The organism is Peribacillus sp. FSL H8-0477 (genome assembly GCF_038002765.1).
In the GTDB taxonomy this organism is placed as follows: Bacteria; Bacillota; Bacilli; order Bacillales; family DSM-1321; genus Peribacillus.
The window spans coordinates 461,381-479,036 of the sequence record NZ_JBBODE010000002.1; the positions used below are offsets into that span (position 1 = coordinate 461,381).

At 38.8% G+C, this 17,656-nt stretch carries 18 protein-coding genes; 14 read left to right on the forward strand and 4 right to left on the reverse strand.

The window, feature by feature from the left end:
- Positions 1-32 precede the first annotated feature (32 nt).
- Positions 33-377, reverse strand: a complete 345-nt coding sequence (locus MHI18_RS13970; RefSeq protein ID WP_340848200.1) for a DUF6176 family protein — start codon at positions 375-377, stop codon at positions 33-35.
- 158 nt (positions 378-535) lie between these two features.
- Here MHI18_RS13970 and MHI18_RS13975 point away from each other — a divergent pair, with 158 nt between their 5' ends.
- Complete coding sequence (locus MHI18_RS13975) at positions 536-1,315, forward strand: aminoglycoside adenylyltransferase domain-containing protein (RefSeq protein WP_340848201.1); 780 nt, start codon at positions 536-538, stop codon at positions 1,313-1,315.
- Positions 1,316-1,596: 281 nt separating this feature from the next.
- On the opposite strand, the gene MHI18_RS13980 is transcribed toward MHI18_RS13975, so the two are convergent.
- Complete coding sequence (locus MHI18_RS13980; RefSeq protein WP_340848202.1) at positions 1,597-2,175, reverse strand: GNAT family N-acetyltransferase; 579 nt, start codon at positions 2,173-2,175, stop codon at positions 1,597-1,599.
- A 221-nt stretch (positions 2,176-2,396) separates the two neighbouring features.
- The gene (locus MHI18_RS13985; protein ID WP_340848204.1) at positions 2,397-3,311 is read right to left on the reverse strand and encodes a helix-turn-helix transcriptional regulator; all 915 of its coding nucleotides are present in this window, start codon (positions 3,309-3,311) and stop codon (positions 2,397-2,399) included.
- 166 nt (positions 3,312-3,477) lie between these two features.
- Here MHI18_RS13985 and modA point away from each other — a divergent pair, with 166 nt between their 5' ends.
- The 10 genes from modA to MHI18_RS14035 all read left to right on the forward strand — a co-directional run bounded on the left by modA (position 3,478) and on the right by MHI18_RS14035 (position 13,514).
- On the forward strand, positions 3,478-4,263 hold the full coding sequence (modA, locus tag MHI18_RS13990) for a molybdate ABC transporter substrate-binding protein (protein ID WP_445669995.1): 786 nt from the start codon (positions 3,478-3,480) through the stop codon (positions 4,261-4,263).
- A gap of 3 nt (positions 4,264-4,266) precedes the next feature.
- Positions 4,267-4,923 (forward strand): molybdate ABC transporter permease subunit, encoded by a 657-nt coding sequence (modB, locus tag MHI18_RS13995; protein ID WP_340848207.1) that lies wholly within the window; start codon positions 4,267-4,269, stop codon positions 4,921-4,923.
- A 590-nt stretch (positions 4,924-5,513) separates the two neighbouring features.
- Positions 5,514-6,206, forward strand: coding sequence for a response regulator transcription factor (locus MHI18_RS14000; RefSeq protein ID WP_340848208.1), 693 nt, complete (start codon positions 5,514-5,516; stop codon positions 6,204-6,206).
- Position 6,207: 1 nt separating this feature from the next.
- Complete coding sequence (locus tag MHI18_RS14005) at positions 6,208-7,134, forward strand: sensor histidine kinase (RefSeq protein WP_340848209.1); 927 nt, start codon at positions 6,208-6,210, stop codon at positions 7,132-7,134.
- Positions 7,135-7,226: 92 nt separating this feature from the next.
- Positions 7,227-8,150, forward strand: coding sequence for an ABC transporter ATP-binding protein (locus tag MHI18_RS14010; RefSeq protein ID WP_340848210.1), 924 nt, complete (start codon positions 7,227-7,229; stop codon positions 8,148-8,150).
- On the forward strand, positions 8,143-8,835 hold the full coding sequence (locus MHI18_RS14015; RefSeq protein WP_340848211.1) for an ABC transporter permease: 693 nt from the start codon (positions 8,143-8,145) through the stop codon (positions 8,833-8,835). The genes MHI18_RS14010 and MHI18_RS14015 overlap by 8 nt, the downstream gene beginning before the upstream one ends.
- Before the next feature lie 160 nt (positions 8,836-8,995).
- On the forward strand, positions 8,996-10,429 hold the full coding sequence (locus tag MHI18_RS14020; RefSeq protein ID WP_340848212.1) for an NAD(P)H-hydrate dehydratase: 1,434 nt from the start codon (positions 8,996-8,998) through the stop codon (positions 10,427-10,429).
- Between the two features lie 10 nt (positions 10,430-10,439).
- Positions 10,440-10,997 carry a GNAT family N-acetyltransferase gene (locus tag MHI18_RS14025; RefSeq protein WP_340848213.1) on the forward strand — a complete coding sequence of 186 codons (558 nt, stop codon included), beginning with the start codon at positions 10,440-10,442 and terminating at the stop codon, positions 10,995-10,997.
- A 569-nt stretch (positions 10,998-11,566) separates the two neighbouring features.
- Complete coding sequence (locus MHI18_RS14030) at positions 11,567-12,754, forward strand: M14 family metallopeptidase (protein ID WP_340848214.1); 1,188 nt, start codon at positions 11,567-11,569, stop codon at positions 12,752-12,754.
- 58 nt (positions 12,755-12,812) lie between these two features.
- Positions 12,813-13,514 (forward strand): suppressor of fused domain protein, encoded by a 702-nt coding sequence (locus MHI18_RS14035; protein WP_340848215.1) that lies wholly within the window; start codon positions 12,813-12,815, stop codon positions 13,512-13,514.
- A gap of 47 nt (positions 13,515-13,561) precedes the next feature.
- Here the strand turns inward: MHI18_RS14035 and MHI18_RS14040 are convergent, their stop codons facing one another.
- Entirely contained in the window at positions 13,562-15,598 is a 2,037-nt protein-coding gene (locus MHI18_RS14040) for a molybdopterin oxidoreductase family protein (protein WP_340848217.1), read from the reverse strand.
- Between the two features lie 173 nt (positions 15,599-15,771).
- Here MHI18_RS14040 and MHI18_RS14045 point away from each other — a divergent pair, with 173 nt between their 5' ends.
- Genes MHI18_RS14045 through MHI18_RS14055 form a run of 3 tightly spaced genes read left to right on the forward strand, consistent with a single transcriptional unit; the run spans position 15,772 to position 17,634 of the window.
- On the forward strand, positions 15,772-16,098 hold the full coding sequence (locus tag MHI18_RS14045; protein ID WP_340848218.1) for a PadR family transcriptional regulator: 327 nt from the start codon (positions 15,772-15,774) through the stop codon (positions 16,096-16,098).
- Positions 16,088-16,639 carry an HAAS signaling domain-containing protein gene (locus MHI18_RS14050; RefSeq protein WP_340848220.1) on the forward strand — a complete coding sequence of 184 codons (552 nt, stop codon included), beginning with the start codon at positions 16,088-16,090 and terminating at the stop codon, positions 16,637-16,639. The genes MHI18_RS14045 and MHI18_RS14050 overlap by 11 nt, the downstream gene beginning before the upstream one ends.
- Positions 16,639-17,634 carry a DUF4097 family beta strand repeat-containing protein gene (locus MHI18_RS14055; RefSeq protein ID WP_340848221.1) on the forward strand — a complete coding sequence of 332 codons (996 nt, stop codon included), beginning with the start codon at positions 16,639-16,641 and terminating at the stop codon, positions 17,632-17,634. The genes MHI18_RS14050 and MHI18_RS14055 overlap by 1 nt, the downstream gene beginning before the upstream one ends.
- Positions 17,635-17,656: the final 22 nt, after the last annotated feature.

The following is a 17,656-nucleotide window of genomic DNA, read 5'->3' on the forward strand; positions in this document are numbered from 1 at the left end:
AGGAGCCGGCCGATATGTTGGCCGGCTTTTCTTTATAACATCATCTTTCTAATATTTTTGGGTATCATGACAACCTTCGTTTCCAAATCAACAGGCTTAAAGTCTGAATCGATACATTCCTCCCAATACTGTAGATGAAGCTGGTCAATTTCATGTGCGGAGTTGGTTACTTCTATACCATCCTCGCCTTGGACTGAATACCAATACAAAAATTCCTCACCCTCCAAAACCTCTCGGAAGATGGTTTCTACATACATTTTCTCATCTTCAAGCGTCAACAGGACTTGATCCATATGCTCATTCAGCAAATCCATCCACTTATCTAATTCCGCTGTTTTTCCATTTTTAACTTTAAATCGGGTTAGTTCCACTAACATAGGTATCATCCTTTTTTTAGTATTACTTTTGAAAAGAGAATTATTAAATTAATAATTCTAAAAATAAAGAAAATCTTAGTTAAAGATATTTTACCTAATGAAAGAATAGGTTACTATGAATTTAGTAATTATTACAAATTACAGTGAGGGCGGATTGTATGGTGAAAATTCCTGTTAGTGTACAGTCAGTTTTAAATGAATACATGACATTACTTAATGAACGATTACCAAATACCCTTGTGGGCCTTTATTTGCATGGTTCTATTGCATTGAATGCCTTTGTAGAAAATTCCAGCGATATTGATTTTTTGACGATCATTAATCATCGTTTGGCCACATCTGAAGCAGCGATTTTATATGAGATTCATCAGTCGATTGCTAGAAACAGCAAGCCAGATATGGATGGGTATTACCTGATACAAGAGGAGATTGGCAGTCAAGCAGAAGGTCTTTATTATAACGGAGGACAACTACAAGACAAAACAGTCATAAACCCAGTGACATGGTGGATTCTGAAAAATAAAGGAATTCCTGTTTTAGGAGAAGAGTTGAATTTTGCAGTCGATAGAATGGACTTGCTTTCCTATGTATCTGAGAATATGAATACCTATTGGGCAAACCGAATTAGAAAGATTGAGGATAGTGACCCACTACTCCTGCTGCCAAAGGAATTTCTTAATGAAGAAATCCAATGGTCCATTTTAGGGATACTACGTCAATATTACACACTGAGAGAGCATGATATCATTTCAAAGCTGGGTGCAGGGGAATATGCTTTAAAGCATATTCCAGAAGAATGGCACCACATCATTAATGAAGCAATCCAAATCAGGAAAGGTACGGGGAAGACATTTTTTGAATCTGAGAAAAAACGTTTAAATACAGCTTCATTATTAATGGAATACATATTGAAGGAAAGTACCATAAGGGATATTTGAGGAGAAAACATCTCTTAAATCTATTGGAATGGGAAGAGAGACAAGAGGGATTTCGAGCTGAGCGTTTTGTCCCTCATGTTTATGACAGGAAATTCCTTGCCACATTTTTAACCAATGATTCGCATAATCAATTACTACAATCGAAATGGTGTTTGTCGTAAAGTATGCTAGAACGTTGAAAAATCGGCAGTTTATCATTGTCCAAAGATTGAAGAGTATGGCCATGATCGAATTCATTATCATGGCCATACTTTCAATTCACGGTTTGACTATTAATATAGTTACCTGGCTAAAAAGCTTTCTAAACGATTTTTAACGTCTGGCCACTCTTCTAGAAGGATGCTGAAAACTACAGTGTTTCGAATATACCCGTCGCGGAGGACTTTATCTTTGCGAAGAATGCCTTCCGGTACCGCTCCTAACCGTTTAATGGCAGTTTGTGAGCGAATATTTCGTTCGTCTGTTCTAAATTCGACCCGGTTCATTGACCATGTTTCAAAGGCATGCTGCAATAGTAACAGTTTACATTCTGAATTAACAGCTGTCCGCCAGTACGCGGGATGATACCAGGTTGAGCCAATTTCAAGCGAACGATCTGCGAATTGAATGGAGCGGAGACTGGTACTGCCAATTAGTTGATTTGTTTTATTCTCCATTACCACAAACGGATAATGCAAACTGTTCTCTCTTGCTGCAATGCCATCCTTAATGAAATTTTTTGCATCCTCAAACGATAAGATCTTCGTAGCACTCCACTCCCAAATTTCCTTCGGTTTTGCTGCTTCATATAAGGGGAGAAGATGTTCTTCAGTTAATGGAAGTAACGTGATAGTCTTTCCTTGTATTTCAATATGGTCCATGGAATATACCTCCAATTATCAAGATACTACTAGTATAGGAGAAAACTAATCCTTAGATAAGTACCAGTTTAATTATTATTATAGGTACCAGATTAGTTGGGAGATTACATTCTCCCAATAAGTAAGTTGTAAAAAAGAGAAACGGGATCAAAGGACGGACTTATTGCAGTTCATAAATAAGACAAAGGAACTCATCCATGAGTTCCTTTGTACAACCTAAATTAAAGTGTTTCATAAATGACCGTGCCCATCAGTGAAGTATCATAATCACTTAGGGAGTTGATTTCCGATTGGAAAGAAGGGGAAGCTAAAATCTCTTTTATATTGGTAATGAGCGGCTCGTTTACGGGTGTTTTTAGAATAACAAGATCCAACCGTTCTGTAATTAAGGGAATGAAGTCCACACCGACGATTTTAGCAGCTTTCTCAATTCCTACGCCTGCGTCTGCTAATCCTGAGTTTATTGCTGAAGCAACACTCAAATGATTGGTTTCTTCTTTTGGGTAGCCCTTTATCTCGGTAACAGGTATATTATGTATCCTGAGCTGTTCATCCAAAAGGACCCTTGCGCCTGAACCTTTCTCCCGATTAATGATAGTCACTTGTTTCTGGTGCAAATCCTTCCAGGAGGTAAGATTATGCGGATTTCCTTTTTGGACGTATAGCCCGGCTTTACGTGAAACCAAATTTATTAAAATGTAAGGATAGCTTACTAAAATTTTCTTTACGTAGGGCAGATTATATTCTCCAGTATCCCCATCAAGTACATGCAAGCTAACGATATCACACTCGCCATTGTACATAGAAATCAGGCTGTTTAAACTTCCTGTATAGGATCGTAACGTTTTATAAGTTGACCCTTTTTCAATATGTTTTCCGAGTATATCAAGTACAAGGTCTTGGCCGCTGATGACAATCTTTGAGTTGTCTTTCGCTCCATTTTTTTGATACTCATCAGCTGGCTGATTTCGATTATGATTGATATAGGCGTCTAAGTCTTTCGCGTCCATCCGCATTTGCCTGCCGACGCGAAAAACCGGAATTTCACCTTTTTTTATGAGGTCATATATGGTAAGTTTCGATACTTTTAAAAGCTGTGATACTTCCTCGATTGTATAAGAAAGGTCTTTTGTCATTCTGCTCGCATCCTTCCATCACTTATAATAACTCACTATCCGTAAAAAGTAACTTCACTATCTTCAAGTCTTTCTTTTTTTGTTCTAACCGATTATAATTGGATAGATCTAATTATAACTAGTTATATCTAATTATAACTATAAAGGCGAAAGAAGATGAAGAATAGTGAAAAAGATAGGGATTTTTTGTCTCTCAATTATGTTCTTAGGAGTAGTAATGTCCGGATGTTCATCAAATGAAGAAAGTAAAAAGCAGAATGCTGGTTCAGAAAAAGTTGAATTGACTATTTCGGCCGCAGCAAGTTTACAAGATGCTATAAACGAAATAAAAACAGCTTATGAAAAAGAGAACGCTAATATTAAAATCAATCTAAACTTTGGAGCTTCTGGTGCACTCCAGCAACAGATTTCTCAAGGGGCTCCAGTTGATTTATTCTTCTCAGCCGCTGAAGATAAGTTCGAAAAATTAGTGGATGAGAAACTTGTTGAAAAGGGCATAAATCTAATAGGTAATGAAATTGTCTTAGTGGTTCCAAAAGACTCAAATCAGATAAATAAATTTGAAGACCTCTCAAAAGCTGAAAAAATCGCCCTTGGTACTCCTGAGACTGTCCCTGCTGGCCAGTATGGGAAAGAAACGTTAGAAAACTTAGGTGTTTGGAAAGATAGTGAAGAAAAAGTGGTCTATGCCAAGGATGTACGTCAAGTTCTTACTTATGTTGAAACGGAGAACGTTGATGCGGGTATCGTTTATAAAACTGATGCGTTGACATCTGAAAAAGTCACGATTTCTGCAACAGCTTTAGAAGATACACACACTCCGATTATTTATCCAGTAGGAATCATTAAAGAGAGCTCCCATTTAGAAGAAGCAAATGATTTTTACGAATATCTCCAAACAGATAAGGCGATGGAGATATTTGTGAAATATGGATTTGCGGATATTAACTGATTGATGACAACAGATTTTTGGTCACCTGTCCGATTATCCATTGAGATTGCATTCGTTTCTGGAATATTGGTTATTATTCTAGGTTTAATTGCTGGGAGGTTTATGGCTAGGGCTAAATTCAGGGGAAAAGTGTTGGTTGAAACACTTTTTCTTTTACCTTTAGTGTTGCCGCCAACAGTCGTCGGCTTTTTCTTAATTGTTTTGTTTGGGAAAAACAGCATGTTTGGACAAATAATTGAATGGATATTTAATCAATCGATTATGTTTACCTGGTGGGCGGCTGTTCTAGCTTCGGCTATTGTTGCCTTTCCATTAATGTATCAGTCTTCTAAGACTGGATTCGAAGCGATTGATATCGATATAGAAGGGGCAGCAAGAGTAGATGGAGCGAATGAATTCAAACTATTTCTATTCGTTTCCATTCCCTTAGCTCTAAAGTCGCTTGTTGCAGGTGGAATCCTGAGTGTTGCACGAGCATTAGGAGAGTTTGGAGCAACTCTCATGTTTGCGGGGAACATCCCGGGGAAAACACAAACAACACCGACAGCAATCTATATGGCCATTGACACGGGAAATATGCAAATGGCTTGGCTATGGGTAGTGTGTATAGTCGGCATCTCCTTTATTATGCTGATTGTTTCCCAGTTGGTAAAATCCTAATAGTACTAGTAATGAGCGGCCTCGAAATGATTTCGAGGCCATATTTTTATTGGTCTGATACAAGTCAAATGAATTGTAATGACGCATTTGCAATAATCCCGGTAAACCCAAAAGCTGAGGATATAGTATTTTTTTGCGGCTCAACTTAAGATCGGCCGAATAAAACTCACTATGGGCCGAATAAAAGTGAGAATGGGCCGAATAAGTCAACGATTGGGCCGAATAAATTAGAGAATGGGCCGAATAGTGGACCGATGAGTTAAGTTTAGGTGAAAGAGAGTCTTCCAAAAGGGAATTTACACAATAATAAGGATTTGACGTGAGTTTAAGTGAATTAGCCCCTTTTTTAATCGCTTAGCTCTCAATAATTACATTCAAATTATCTCAGTAGCAGTTACAAGAGTAATTGAAACACAAAAGAAAACCGATTTATCCTCATAGAAGGAAACACGGCTTTTATATAGGATTAGAAAGGAAAAAGGATGTTATAGGAGGTTTTTAAAATCATTTATCGAACTATAACTTGTTATAGAAAATTAGACATAGAGAAAAATTGAACCGGAATTCATCAATTCAAAGGAGAACGAAGGATGCATAAAATTCTACTTGTAGAAGATGATGTGGAAATTAGTGAAATGGTGGGCGTTCAGTTGAACAAAGAAGGATTTGAACTTGTAGCTGCATTTGATGGAGAAGAGGCAATCACGAATTTTGCCCAGTATACCTTTGATTTAGTCATTCTTGATTTAATGATTCCTAAGGTTTCGGGAATGGATATTTTAAAAAGTATTCGTGAAAACAGCAAGGTTCCGGTGCTAATCATGTCAGCTAAAGACAGTGATGTTGATAAAGCGCTTGGTTTGGGTTTTGGGGCTGATGACTATCTCACTAAACCATTCTCTATGATTGAATTAACGGCAAGGGTAAAAGCGATTATTCGACGTGCTACTGACTATTCAAGTGGTGAACAAGCTGTAGATAATTTTCTCGAAATCGGAGATCTTTCCATCGATTTGGAAAACTTCTCAGTTCTTAAAAAGGGGACTGATATTAAATTGACTTCAAAAGAATTTAGTATATTGAAGTTGTTTGTCACGAATCCAAGCAGGGTTTTTACGAAAGCGCAGCTTTATCGTTTTATTTGGAATGATGATTACTACGGTGACGAAAATGTAATCAATGTCCATATTAGAAGATTGAGAGAAAAGATTGAAGATGATCCATCGGATCCCTGCTATATTAAAACCATCTGGGGAATTGGCTATAAGTTGGGAAAGAACTAAGATGTTTATCCTGCTAATAATTAGTTTAATAGTGGTTATCGTCTATCAATATCTCATACATAGAAACCAACAGCGGGTCCTAACATCCATATCCGAAAAGCTGCAGCAAATCATGAAACGTTCATCAGATGAAAAGCTCTTAATACAGACGGATGATGTCATTGTGAAGAAACTTCTTATAGAATTAAATCAATTACTTGAACATACTCAAACAAGTAGAGCAGCACATCTTCAAACAGAAGACTCCATGCGCAGAATGTTATCGAATATCTCTCATGATTTAAAAACGCCGTTGACCGTTGTCATGGGCTACATTGAAATGATTACAGCTGATCCTAACCTGAGCAAAGAAGAAACAGATGTGCTGTTGGAAAAGGTACATAACAAAACAGTTGAAGTACTTAATCTAATGAATAAATTTTTCAATTTAGCCAGATTAGAGTCAGGAGATATAGATATGCCGTTAACTCGAGTCAATATTAATGAAATCTGCCGTAAAAATATTCTGGCCTACTATGACGTGCTGTCAGCTAAAGGGTTTACCGTTGAGTTAGACATCCCAGAGGAGCCATTGTATGTATTGGGTAATGAAGTGGAATTGGAACGAATTCTAAATAATTTACTATCGAATAGTATTCGTTATGGCAGTGATGGTTTAGTTATTGGTCTTAATGTAAGAAGTACTTCTGACATGATTTATGTCGATGTCTGGGATAAGGGAAAAGGAATGAACGAAATTGACCAAAATCGAATCTTTGAACGAATGTATACACTGGAAGATTCCCGGAACAAATTATATCAAGGAAGCGGACTGGGTTTAACGATTACCAAGCGGCTGATTGAACAATTAGGCGGCGAAATCACATTGCATAGTGTACCTTTTGAAAGAACTACCTTTACCTTTAGTTTGAAACGAGTAACTTTTTAGAAACGTAAGGTTTTTGTAAGAAATAGGTAAGAAAAAAGCAACACCTCCTGATTAGAATGATAAGTAACCAATAAGAAAAAGGGAGAGATAGGATGACGTATATCATTCAGACTAATCAGTTGAGCAAATCATATAAGGAAAACCATGTTGTTTCAAATGTGAATATGAAAGTCAAAAAGGGAGAAATATATGGATTCCTCGGACCAAATGGAGCAGGTAAGACAACCGTTATGAAGATGCTGACTGGACTTGTTAAACCATCTGGAGGGAGCATTGAAATCTTTGGTGAAGAACTAAAGGATACTTCATATGAGCTTTTTGAAAGAATGGGTAGCATCATTGAATACCCTGTCTTCTACGATAAGCTGACCGCGAAAGAAAATTTAGATTTGCATGGTGAATATATGGGGTATTACGACAAACAAGCGATTGATGAAGCGCTTAAGCTTGTTGGACTCACGACCATCAGTCAGAAATCGGTAAAAGAGTTTTCACTTGGAATGAAACAACGGCTTGGTATTGCGAGGGCAATTATGACGAAACCTCAGTTATTAATTTTGGATGAACCGATAAATGGTCTAGATCCTGTTGGGATAAAAGAACTCCGGAGTTTATTTCAGATGCTATGCCATGAATACGGAATGACTTTATTAATTTCTAGCCACATATTAGGAGAGATTGAATTAATTGCTGACACAATAGGTGTAATTAAAGAAGGCAGATTAATTGAGGAAGTCTCTATGAAGGACATCCGAGATAGAAATACGGAATATATCGAATTAATCACAGAGCAATCTAAAAAAGCAGTTTATGTCTTAGAAGAAATTTTACAGATTACAAATTATAAGCTGCTAGATGAATCCATCATCAGAATTTATAGTACCGAGCACACTCAACGTGACATAAGTAGGGCACTCATCTTAAACGATGTTTCAATTGAAGCATTGTCTAAGAAAAAACATTCACTGGAGGATTACTTTTTGTCATTGATTAATGGAGGTGGGCTTAGTGCTTAAATTAATTAAGTTAGAAATTAAAAAGTTCAAATTAGCCGGTTATGTGAAAACGATTATGTTTATTAACCTAGGGATTATGATTGCGCTCTGCGGGATTTATTTTGCCGAAAAAAGTGAAGGGATATCCACTTTAGGAAGCTATAAGGAATCTTTCGAGATGATTGGGATTCTTGTTCGGGCGGCTTTTATTATTTTTGCTTCGGTGCTGATTTCTAAATTAATTATTGATGAATATAGAAACAATACGATATCTATATTGTTTACTTACCCAATCAACCGAAAGAAAATTATGCTTGCAAAAATCCTGCTTATAACTGGATTCACATTTGTAAATATAGTTTTGTCTAGTGTCTTTATCGGATTTATGTTCTTTTTAGCTGATCTTGGCTTGAACTTTGTACCGGAGGAACTAACAAGCGGCACGTTAACTGATTCTATCATGCAAATGCCACTTACAGCATTTGCAGCGGCAGGAATGGGGTTGGTCCCGTTATACTTTGGAATGATAAAGAAATCGGTGCCAGTTACAATCGTCACAGCTATTTTGTTAGTCTCATTTGCTAATGTATCTGTGGATGAGTTCAAGCTATCGAATATTTTGGTCGTACCTTTAGCCCTCGGAGCACTTGGCCTATTAGTAGCTTATTTCTCCATTAGAAATATTGATCAAGTGGATATCGATTAGAGAAGTTTTCCTGCCATCTGTTATATCAGGTGGTTTTTTATGTTTTTAGTGGATGTGGGCTTCCTAAGTGAGTATTTAATAGCAAACAGTAGCAGAGTAAATTAGAAGGTAGTTGTGGTAGTATATGGATATCATTTAACCATATAGGATGGTGAACAGGATGTACATTTATAAATCGGAAGACATTAAAAAAGTTGATGCTGAAGCGGCCAAAAAGGGTCTTGATTCATTCACGCTTATGGAGAATGCAGGAAGTGCTCTTTATCGCGAACTATCTTCCATCGTCAATAAAGAACAGCGACTGTTGATTCTTGCGGGCAAAGGAAATAATGGCGGAGATGGGATTGTACTTGCACGGTATCTCAAACAGAATGGCTATCGGTGTGATCTCGTTTTTCCAGATGAAACGCCAATTACCCCAAGTGCACAGAGGCATTTCACTTACTTTTCAAACTGTGGATTTGAAGTATCTCATCTGGTTGGAAGTTATGACGTCATTATTGATGCACTGCTTGGAGCGGGAGCACGGCATCCAATCCAGAAAAATATGTTACAAATGGTGAGCTGGGCAAATACACAGGATGCCCTGCGTATTGCCATTGATATGCCGACTGGGGTAATAGCCGATAAAGGAGAAGTGGAGGCTGCATTTCGAGCCGATTATACCTACAGTTTGCATGGTTATAAACCCTCAGCGTTTTTGGAAGGTAGTGAGGAGTATTACGGAGAAATTTCCGTACTTGATATTGGTTTGCCCCATACCTCGAATTGGCGGATATGGACAGAATCTGACGTAAAAAGGACATTTACTAAAAGAAACCCAAATGCCCATAAAGGAACATACGGGACAGGACTACTTGTTGCGGGAACGGATGAAATGCCTGGGAGTGCACTGCTTGCCGCGTTGGCAGCAATGAGGAGCGGAATTGGAAAGCTGACGGTGGCCACGAATCCCTTTGCATCTGCAATTATTGCGGCCAAAGTTCCCGAATGTACTTTCATTCATAATGGTCTTGAACAGTTAGCTGACGGACAGATTCCCCAGAAGATAAATGCAACAGCTATTGGTCCGGGTCTGACCGATCAAGTGAAAATAGACAAGGCATTGAAGCATCTGTTTGAAGAAAAAATCCCGCTTATACTTGATGCGGGTGCACTGACAATGCGTGAGTATCCGAGGAAAACAGCACCCATTGTTGTCACACCTCATCCTGGAGAATTTGCTAAAATGACAGGGGAAATGACAGCAGACATTCAAAAGAATCGCTTGGATGAAGCATCTGCCTATGCGATAGGAAATGAAGTCATTGTTGTTCTTAAAGGCAGAAATACGGTTATTGCATTCCCCGATGGATCCTTACATATTAATGTTACAGGAAATGCAGGACTGGCAAAGGGAGGGACAGGTGATACGTTAACAGGGATCCTGCTCGCGTTTATTTCCTCTGCGAACGATATAAAATCTGCTATAGCTAATGCTGTGTACCTGCATGGCGCAAGTGCGGAATATTGGAGTGAGACTCGAGCTGAAACCTCCCTTCTTGCTAGTGATGTGAGTGAAAATCTTGCCTTTGTGTTAAAGGCGTTTGAATAAAGGAGACAGTATGTTACTACAAAAAATTACCGAAAATCTCTCTTTCCGCCTCTTTACTGTGGATGATGCGGAAGAAGTATTCACTTTAATTAATAACTCAAGAACGTATTTAAGAGAATATTTAGGCTGGGTCGATCTCACGACTGAAGTAAAAGATTCAGAGACCTGGATCAAAACAACGCTGCAAGGGATGGTCGAAACAGGCGGTTTCCCTACAACTGTCGCGATCATTTATGGAGGAAAAATAGCTGGAACGATTGGCATACAAGAATTAAACCGTGCTAATCGTTCTGCAAGTATCGGATATTGGCTTGGTGAAGGGTTTCAAGGAAAAGGAATCATGACGAAAGCTTGCAGCAGCTTAATGGATTATGGATTTAACGAGCTTAAACTTAATCGGATTTCCATTAAGGCAGCTTTTAGTAATGAAAAAAGCCGTGCCATCCCTGAACGTTTAGGATTTCGAGAGGAAGGACATATTCGGCAGGCGGAGTGGGTTTATGATCATTATGTAGATCATGTTGTGTATGGAATGCTTGCTGAGGAATGGGGAAGCTACCAAAAATAGGAGTTAAAAAAGGCAGTATTACATGTACAGACTACTCAGTTTGTAGACAAAAGGAGACTGGAATTAAAAAATTCCAACTCCCTTTTGAAATACTTGGGTGTGTACCTCTGATTACATATCTTTCACCTAGTCATAAATGAAAGTGAAGTCAATGGAGGGCTCTATTTTACGAATCAAGTGGTTCTGTGGCACCAGTAAATCAAATCATGGTTAGAAAGCATCCTTATCAACTCAAGTTTTAATACTTCTAAAAGGTAAACAAAGTTGATTGGAACGGAAGGTACGAGACTCCTGCGGGAAAAGCGTGTCTAGGTGAGACCCCGCAGGCGAAAGTCGAGGAGGCTCGCCGACCGCCTGCGGAAAGCGAGTGCCTGAAGTGGAAATCAAGGTTCAAGTTATACAAGTCATAAAAATAGATAAACTCGATTTTCACCCGAGTTTGTACACAGTCTGGGCAGTCTATTACATGTATAGACTGCCTTTTCGATGCCTACAAAGAATTTCGCCTATATTTTTTTTGGATGCATATAGTTAGTTAAAATCGAGAATGTGCAGGAGGAGGAATGTACTTGGAAATCACGGTTAGGCAAGGTGATTCCTTATGGTATTATAGTCAGTTATTTAAAATGAATATCCAGCTGATTATAGATTCTAATGCAGGCATAGAGGCTGGACAGCTGTTTATTGGTCAACAAATTAAAATTCCAGGCTTTGTAACCATTCAGTTAACTCTTGAAAAAGGTGACTCACTTTGGGCAATTGCCCAAAAATATAAAGTACCCGTGGCTGCATTGTATACAGTTAATCCAAAAGTAAATGCCTCTTCTCTGCAAGTCGGACAGGTGATTCAAGTGCCATTGCGAGTTACATGGATGCTTGTGGATGGACAACAGGAATATACGTACGAGAAGATGGTTAACGATCTAAATTCTCTTATACAAGTCTATCCGTTCGTTGGTAAATCTTCGATTGGTGCTTCTGTGTTAGAAAAAGAAATCCCAGGCTTGTCGATAGGAAAAGGTGATAAGCAAGTTAATTATAATGGGTCTTTTCATGCAAATGAGTGGATCACAACACCGATTATCATGACGTTTATAAATGATTACTTGCTGGCACTTACCAATCAAACATCTATCCGTGGTTTGGAAGTTTATCCTTTGTATCAACAAACTATGCTGTCCATTGTACCAATGGTGAATCCTGATGGAGTCAACTTAGTATTGAATGAGCTGCCTCCCGAGCCTTGGCTGGGCCGTGTAACGGAATGGAATAATGGAAGCAGAGATTTCTCAGATTGGAAGGCAAATATAAGAGGCGTTGATTTAAATGATCAATTCCCTGCGGAATGGGAATTAGAACGAGAGAGGAACCCAAAGGTACCTGGGCCAAGAGATTATGGAGGAGAAAGTCCTCTTAGCGAGCCGGAAGCGATTGCGATGGCTAATCTAACTAAAAAGGCGGATTATTCCATGGTATTGGCTTTTCATACGCAAGGAGAAGTAATTTACTGGGGATTCGAAAATCTTGAGCCCCCTGAATCAGAAGACATTGTTGAGGAATTTGCGAGGGTCAGCGGGTATGAGGCAGTTCAGACGATAGACAGCTATGCTGGATATAAGGACTGGTTTATTCAAGATTGGCGCCGTCCGGGATTTACCGTCGAACTAGGCAGTGGAGTAAACCCGTTGCCGCTTAGTCAATTTGATGAAATATATCAAGAGGTATTGGGCATTTTTTTAGCAGGACTTTATTTATAGAATACTATATAATTTTTTCTAAATATAGGGTATAGAGAATTATGGAAGGGGGGCTCATATGGGCTATTTTGCTGATCTAAAAAAGAAAAAAAGGGATAAGAAGTTTGACCAAATTTTACAGCAGAGTAGTAAAAGCAGAGAAGAATTTTGGAAGACCGTTGGGGAGTTAGATAATTATGTATTAACACATCTGATTAATCCAATGTTTCTTGGAGGAGTATCTTGGCCGGCTAACCGACAAGGGTTCCTCCGTATTGTAAAGGAAAACAGCGTTGTTTTTGCGAGTGATGGATTGTCAGATCCTTTTTATCCATCTGCTGAAGAGGAGATTCAACCATATAATGGCTATGGTTTGGAATTCTATTTAGAATGTGATGATCCTTCACTTCGAGGAGAACTTGATGACGTGAAAAATCACTGGGCATTTGACCTTATTTATCAAATCAGTCAAAATGCTGCGTCTCGTGGAAATATGCTGGCTCACCTTGAAAAGTATACCGTGTTATCCATGGAATTTACGGAGATAAATTCACCTAAAGGCTACTTAAACGAGAATGGAGTCACAGGTGTACTGCTCGGTGTGGCTTCTCCAGAAATAAAAACAGCCATTGATCTTCCATTGGAATCCGTTCGACTAGTCAGCATTAAACTGCTCACGCCTGAACAGTTAGATTATGTCTATCAATACGGATCAGATGCTAGATTAAATCTTTCTGAGGAGCTGAAAAAGGCTGGAACCTACCATCTAAACAGTATCTAATAAGAGAAAGATAGCCTCCTAGATAAGGAGGCTATCTTTCTTTAGTCTCAGCTTTTAATCTTTTCGCAGCCTACACGTCCGGAGAAAAAGACTGCTCCTCCCCCCATATCAGCGATACGATCAGGTGTTAAGGCATTGACAAGCCGCTTCGCTCCAGAAGCATCTGCCCATAACCCTTGAGTGATGAGAACACCTGGAAGAACATTACTCCCGATTACTACTTTTATCAGACAGTCTCCTCGGTCATTAAAAATGCGAACGAGATCATTTTCTTCTATTCCTAATGTTTCAGCATCGACTGAATTCATATAAAGCTTTGGTTCTTTTTCAAGTTTCATATGTTTGTCATTTGTTGAAAAAGTCGAATTCAAGAAGTTGTGATTAGGGCCTGGAATAAATAGAAACGGGAGATCATTATCACGAATCAGCGGTCGATAGGTTGGCAGCGGGTCATACCCTTGTTTCTCCATTCGGCTTGAAAAAAGTTCGATTTTCCCGCTTGGTGTAGGGAGATTTGGAAAGAACGGCCGATTAGCTTTGATATATTGTTTATCTAGTAAAGATTCATAGGTCATTTCTTTTAGAAATGAATTTTCCTCTTGATTCAGAGCTTGTCGTATCATATCTTCCTCTGTATCAGTGAAAGCCTGTTCAGTGAATCCCATTTCTTCAGCTAACAGCTTAAATACCTCCATATTTGATTTTGCTTCTCCATAACGTTCTATGACAGGCTGCTGAATCTGAAGGTAATGATGCCAATATGAAGTATAAAAATCAGTACTTTCAAAGGATGATGAAGCTGGGAGAACGATATCAGCAAACATGGCTGTCTCTGTTAAAAATAAGTCATGGACAACTGTGAATAAATCTTCCCGCATGAGGCCTTTCCTTACTTTTGTAACGTTTGGGGCAACAATGGCGGGGTTAGAGCTATACACGTAAAGGGAGGAAATGGGCTGTTCTTTCTTAAGTAACGTTTTTCCAAGCTCATTCATGTTGATGACTCGAGTTTGCTTGTTCTGTAATAAATCAGGGCGCTGCACAGCAGCAGAATTAAATGCAAGATATCCAGAATTACCTTTGATCGCTCCGCCGCCTTTTTTTAGCCACTGTCCAGTGAGTGCAGGAAGACAAGCTAGGGTTCTAACGTTCATTCCACCGTTATCATGATGCTGGAGCCCATTGCCGATTCTGATTAAAGAAGGGGAAGTTTGTCCATACATTCTAGCGAGCTTATAAATATCCTCAACTGAAACACCAGTTATTGCTGACACCGTAAGAGGGTCATAGTCTTTTACATGTTCACGCAACTCGGCATCACCGACCGTATACTGTTTTAAAAATTCTTCATCTACAAGGTTTTCAGCATAAAGAATATGCATTAACCCGAGTGCTAGAGCGGAGTCTGTTCCTGGTAAAATAGGAATAAACCAGTTAGCCCAACGGCCGGTTTGATTTTTATGAACATCAATAACAACAACCTTAGCACCATTCTTTCTGGCTGCTTGAGCGATGGTTACCTGATGCATATTGGTGCTGACCGCATTAATCCCCCACATAATAAATAGCTTTGTATGAATAGTATCTTCAGGATCTGTTCCAAACGATCCACCCATTGTATAGGCATATCCCTCAGAACCGGCAGCATTACATATGGTTCGATCAAGTCTGGATGCACCGAGCCGGTTAAAAAAACGCCGGTCCATTCCTTCAGCTGCAAGGATGCCCATGTTTCCATAAAAACTGTATGGAAGAATACTTTCTGGACCTTTTTTTTCGATTAAATCTTTCCATTTACTCGTTATGGTTTCAATAGCTTCTGTCCAGCTGATCCTTTCAAAGGCCCCTGAACCCTTAGGTCCTACACGCTTAAGTGGAAACTGTAGTCGCTGTGGATCATAAAGACGTTCAGACATATGTCTTACTTTGTTGCAGATATTTCCTTTGGTGACTGGATGTTTAGGATCTCCTTCGATTTTGGTAATCTTACCATTTTGTTTATGAACGAGGAGTCCGCACTGATCCGGGCAATCTAAAGAACAGACAGATGGAAAGATCCCATCGCGCATATTTATATAGTTCATTTAATTACACCTCATTAATTGGGATTTAGATGAATCATTCAGAATAGTATACCTTTTTTGAAAATATTTTTATAGTACCTTGCAATGTTCAGTAGTGTAGAGTATGATAAATGTAAATAAAAGGCTATTTTTACCATACTACTGAATATTGTCTAGTAGCAAGGAGGGGACATATGAACATCCAGTTTAAAAAAGGCGCATTAGAACTCTGTGTGCTGATTTTGATAGCAGGAAGAGATCGGTATGGATATGAGTTGGCCCAGGATATTTCAAAGAAGATTGAAGTTGCTGAAGGAACGCTGTATCCGCTTCTCCGCAGACTTACAAAGGAGGAGTTTCTTGAAACCTATCATTTACAATCCTTTGAAGGTCCTCCGCGCAAATATTATAAGCTGACAACTAAGGGAACCGAATATATGAATCAGCTGATAAAAGAATGGAAACAGTTTTCTCTATCTGTAAACCAATTTATTGAGGAGGCAGAAAGGAATGAAGAATGAATTTTTAATGGAGTTAGACAGACATCTTAAGAGAGTACCAGAACGCGACCGACAGGATATGCTTGCTGATTTTAAAGAACATTTTCAGTTGGGTGAAGCAGATGGCAGGACATATAAGGAATTAGCGGAGGAATTGGGTGATCCACGAGAGATAGCAAAGGATTTAATTGCTGACTATTCGATAACAAAAGCGGAAGTGGATCAGTCGTTTAGCAACATTTTTCGGGCAGTGTTTTCTGCGATATCACTCAGCCTTTTGAATTTAATCTTTGTTGCTGGTCCAGCGTTAGCTTTATTGTGTATTTACCTTAGTTTAGGTATTACTTCATTCTCACTGATTATTGTAACCATTCCACTGATGATTCCTGGACTGTATATTGGACTTGAGGGTTTTTTTGTTAGACTGTTTTCAGCAATGGTTACTGGTAGTTTGGGAGTTCTTTCGGGGGTTTTCTTATATTATCTTGGCAAGGTGTTATATACCTGGACTCTGCGCTATATCAAATTTAACGTCCAGATTATTAGAGGGGGCAGAACGTAATGAAAAAGACGATAATCGCAGCAGTGATTGTATTGACAGTAGGCATTATTGGGTTGATGATCACTGTAGTGTCAGCAGGGAATCCATTTAACACGGTGGAAACCAATAAACAGAGCAAAGTACCGATGGAGGGGATTCAACATATAGCTGTTTCAGGAGCGGATGTTGATATTGTCCTTAATGAGCAGGAATCATCAGAGGAAATTAAGGTCGCTCTCAAAGGGAAAATGAATAAAAGCATTCAAGATAAATATAAGCTGAAGGTAAAGAAAAACGGTGACACGTTGGATGTTTCGATAGAAAATGACTCTTTTCAATTCTTTGTTATCAACTCTTCATATCTAGAAATTTTACTGCCCAGTGAAGTGTATCAGTCAGTGACCGCAACGACATCATCAGGAGATATAACAAGCAACGGGATTACTGCAAATAAAATTTCCGTTAAAAGCAGTTCAGGAGATATTAGTACTAAAAACAATAAAATTGAAGAGATATATGTAGTTGAATCCTCAAGTGGTGATATTCTGAGTGTTAATGATCAAAGTCAACAAACAACCCTCACGTCAAGCAGTGGGGATGTGAGCACTTCCGCTTTAGATTCATTAAATACAGAGGTTGCTTCACAGTCAGGAGATATATTCTTGAAGAAAGGATCCGGGAATCTTCTTCTTAAAAGTAGTTCAGGAGATATCCACGTCAAGGGAGATCCTGAAGAGATTAAGGTTGAATCAAAGTCAGGAGATATCTCAATTGAAAGTGATGAGTTAAAAGACAATGTCGATATCAGCTCTTCAAGTGGTGATGTTAGTCTTCATTATAGTAAGAAACCGAAATCCTTTAAATTGACCTATCAAGGCAATTCGGGCGATGGAATTGTTCTATTAAAAGGGGTTAAATATGATGTGAAGTCTGAAAATGCTCTATCCGGGCAGATAGGCGGAGGAAAGCACTTGATAAAAGTAAAGACTGAATCTGGTGATTTTGTGTTACAATAAAACAGCTCGAACCCTTATGTAC

Coding starts and splice junctions, on each gene's coding strand:
- MHI18_RS14025 (WP_340848213.1), top strand. CDS start 10,440: ATGTTACTACAAAAAATTACCGAAAATCTCTCTTTCCGCCTCTTTACT.
- MHI18_RS14005 (WP_340848209.1), top strand. CDS start 6,208: ATGTTTATCCTGCTAATAATTAGTTTAATAGTGGTTATCGTCTATCAA.
- modB (WP_340848207.1), top strand. CDS start 4,267: ATGACAACAGATTTTTGGTCACCTGTCCGATTATCCATTGAGATTGCA.
- MHI18_RS13970 (WP_340848200.1), bottom strand. CDS start 377: ATGTTAGTGGAACTAACCCGATTTAAAGTTAAAAATGGAAAAACAGCG.
- MHI18_RS14000 (WP_340848208.1), top strand. CDS start 5,514: ATGCATAAAATTCTACTTGTAGAAGATGATGTGGAAATTAGTGAAATG.
- MHI18_RS13985 (WP_340848204.1), bottom strand. CDS start 3,311: ATGACAAAAGACCTTTCTTATACAATCGAGGAAGTATCACAGCTTTTA.
- MHI18_RS13980 (WP_340848202.1), bottom strand. CDS start 2,175: ATGGACCATATTGAAATACAAGGAAAGACTATCACGTTACTTCCATTA.
- MHI18_RS14045 (WP_340848218.1), top strand. CDS start 15,772: ATGAACATCCAGTTTAAAAAAGGCGCATTAGAACTCTGTGTGCTGATT.
- MHI18_RS13975 (WP_340848201.1), top strand. CDS start 536: ATGGTGAAAATTCCTGTTAGTGTACAGTCAGTTTTAAATGAATACATG.
- MHI18_RS14040 (WP_340848217.1), bottom strand. CDS start 15,598: ATGAACTATATAAATATGCGCGATGGGATCTTTCCATCTGTCTGTTCT.
- MHI18_RS14010 (WP_340848210.1), top strand. CDS start 7,227: ATGACGTATATCATTCAGACTAATCAGTTGAGCAAATCATATAAGGAA.
- MHI18_RS14050 (WP_340848220.1), top strand. CDS start 16,088: ATGAAGAATGAATTTTTAATGGAGTTAGACAGACATCTTAAGAGAGTA.
- MHI18_RS14020 (WP_340848212.1), top strand. CDS start 8,996: ATGTACATTTATAAATCGGAAGACATTAAAAAAGTTGATGCTGAAGCG.
- MHI18_RS14055 (WP_340848221.1), top strand. CDS start 16,639: ATGAAAAAGACGATAATCGCAGCAGTGATTGTATTGACAGTAGGCATT.
- MHI18_RS14035 (WP_340848215.1), top strand. CDS start 12,813: ATGGGCTATTTTGCTGATCTAAAAAAGAAAAAAAGGGATAAGAAGTTT.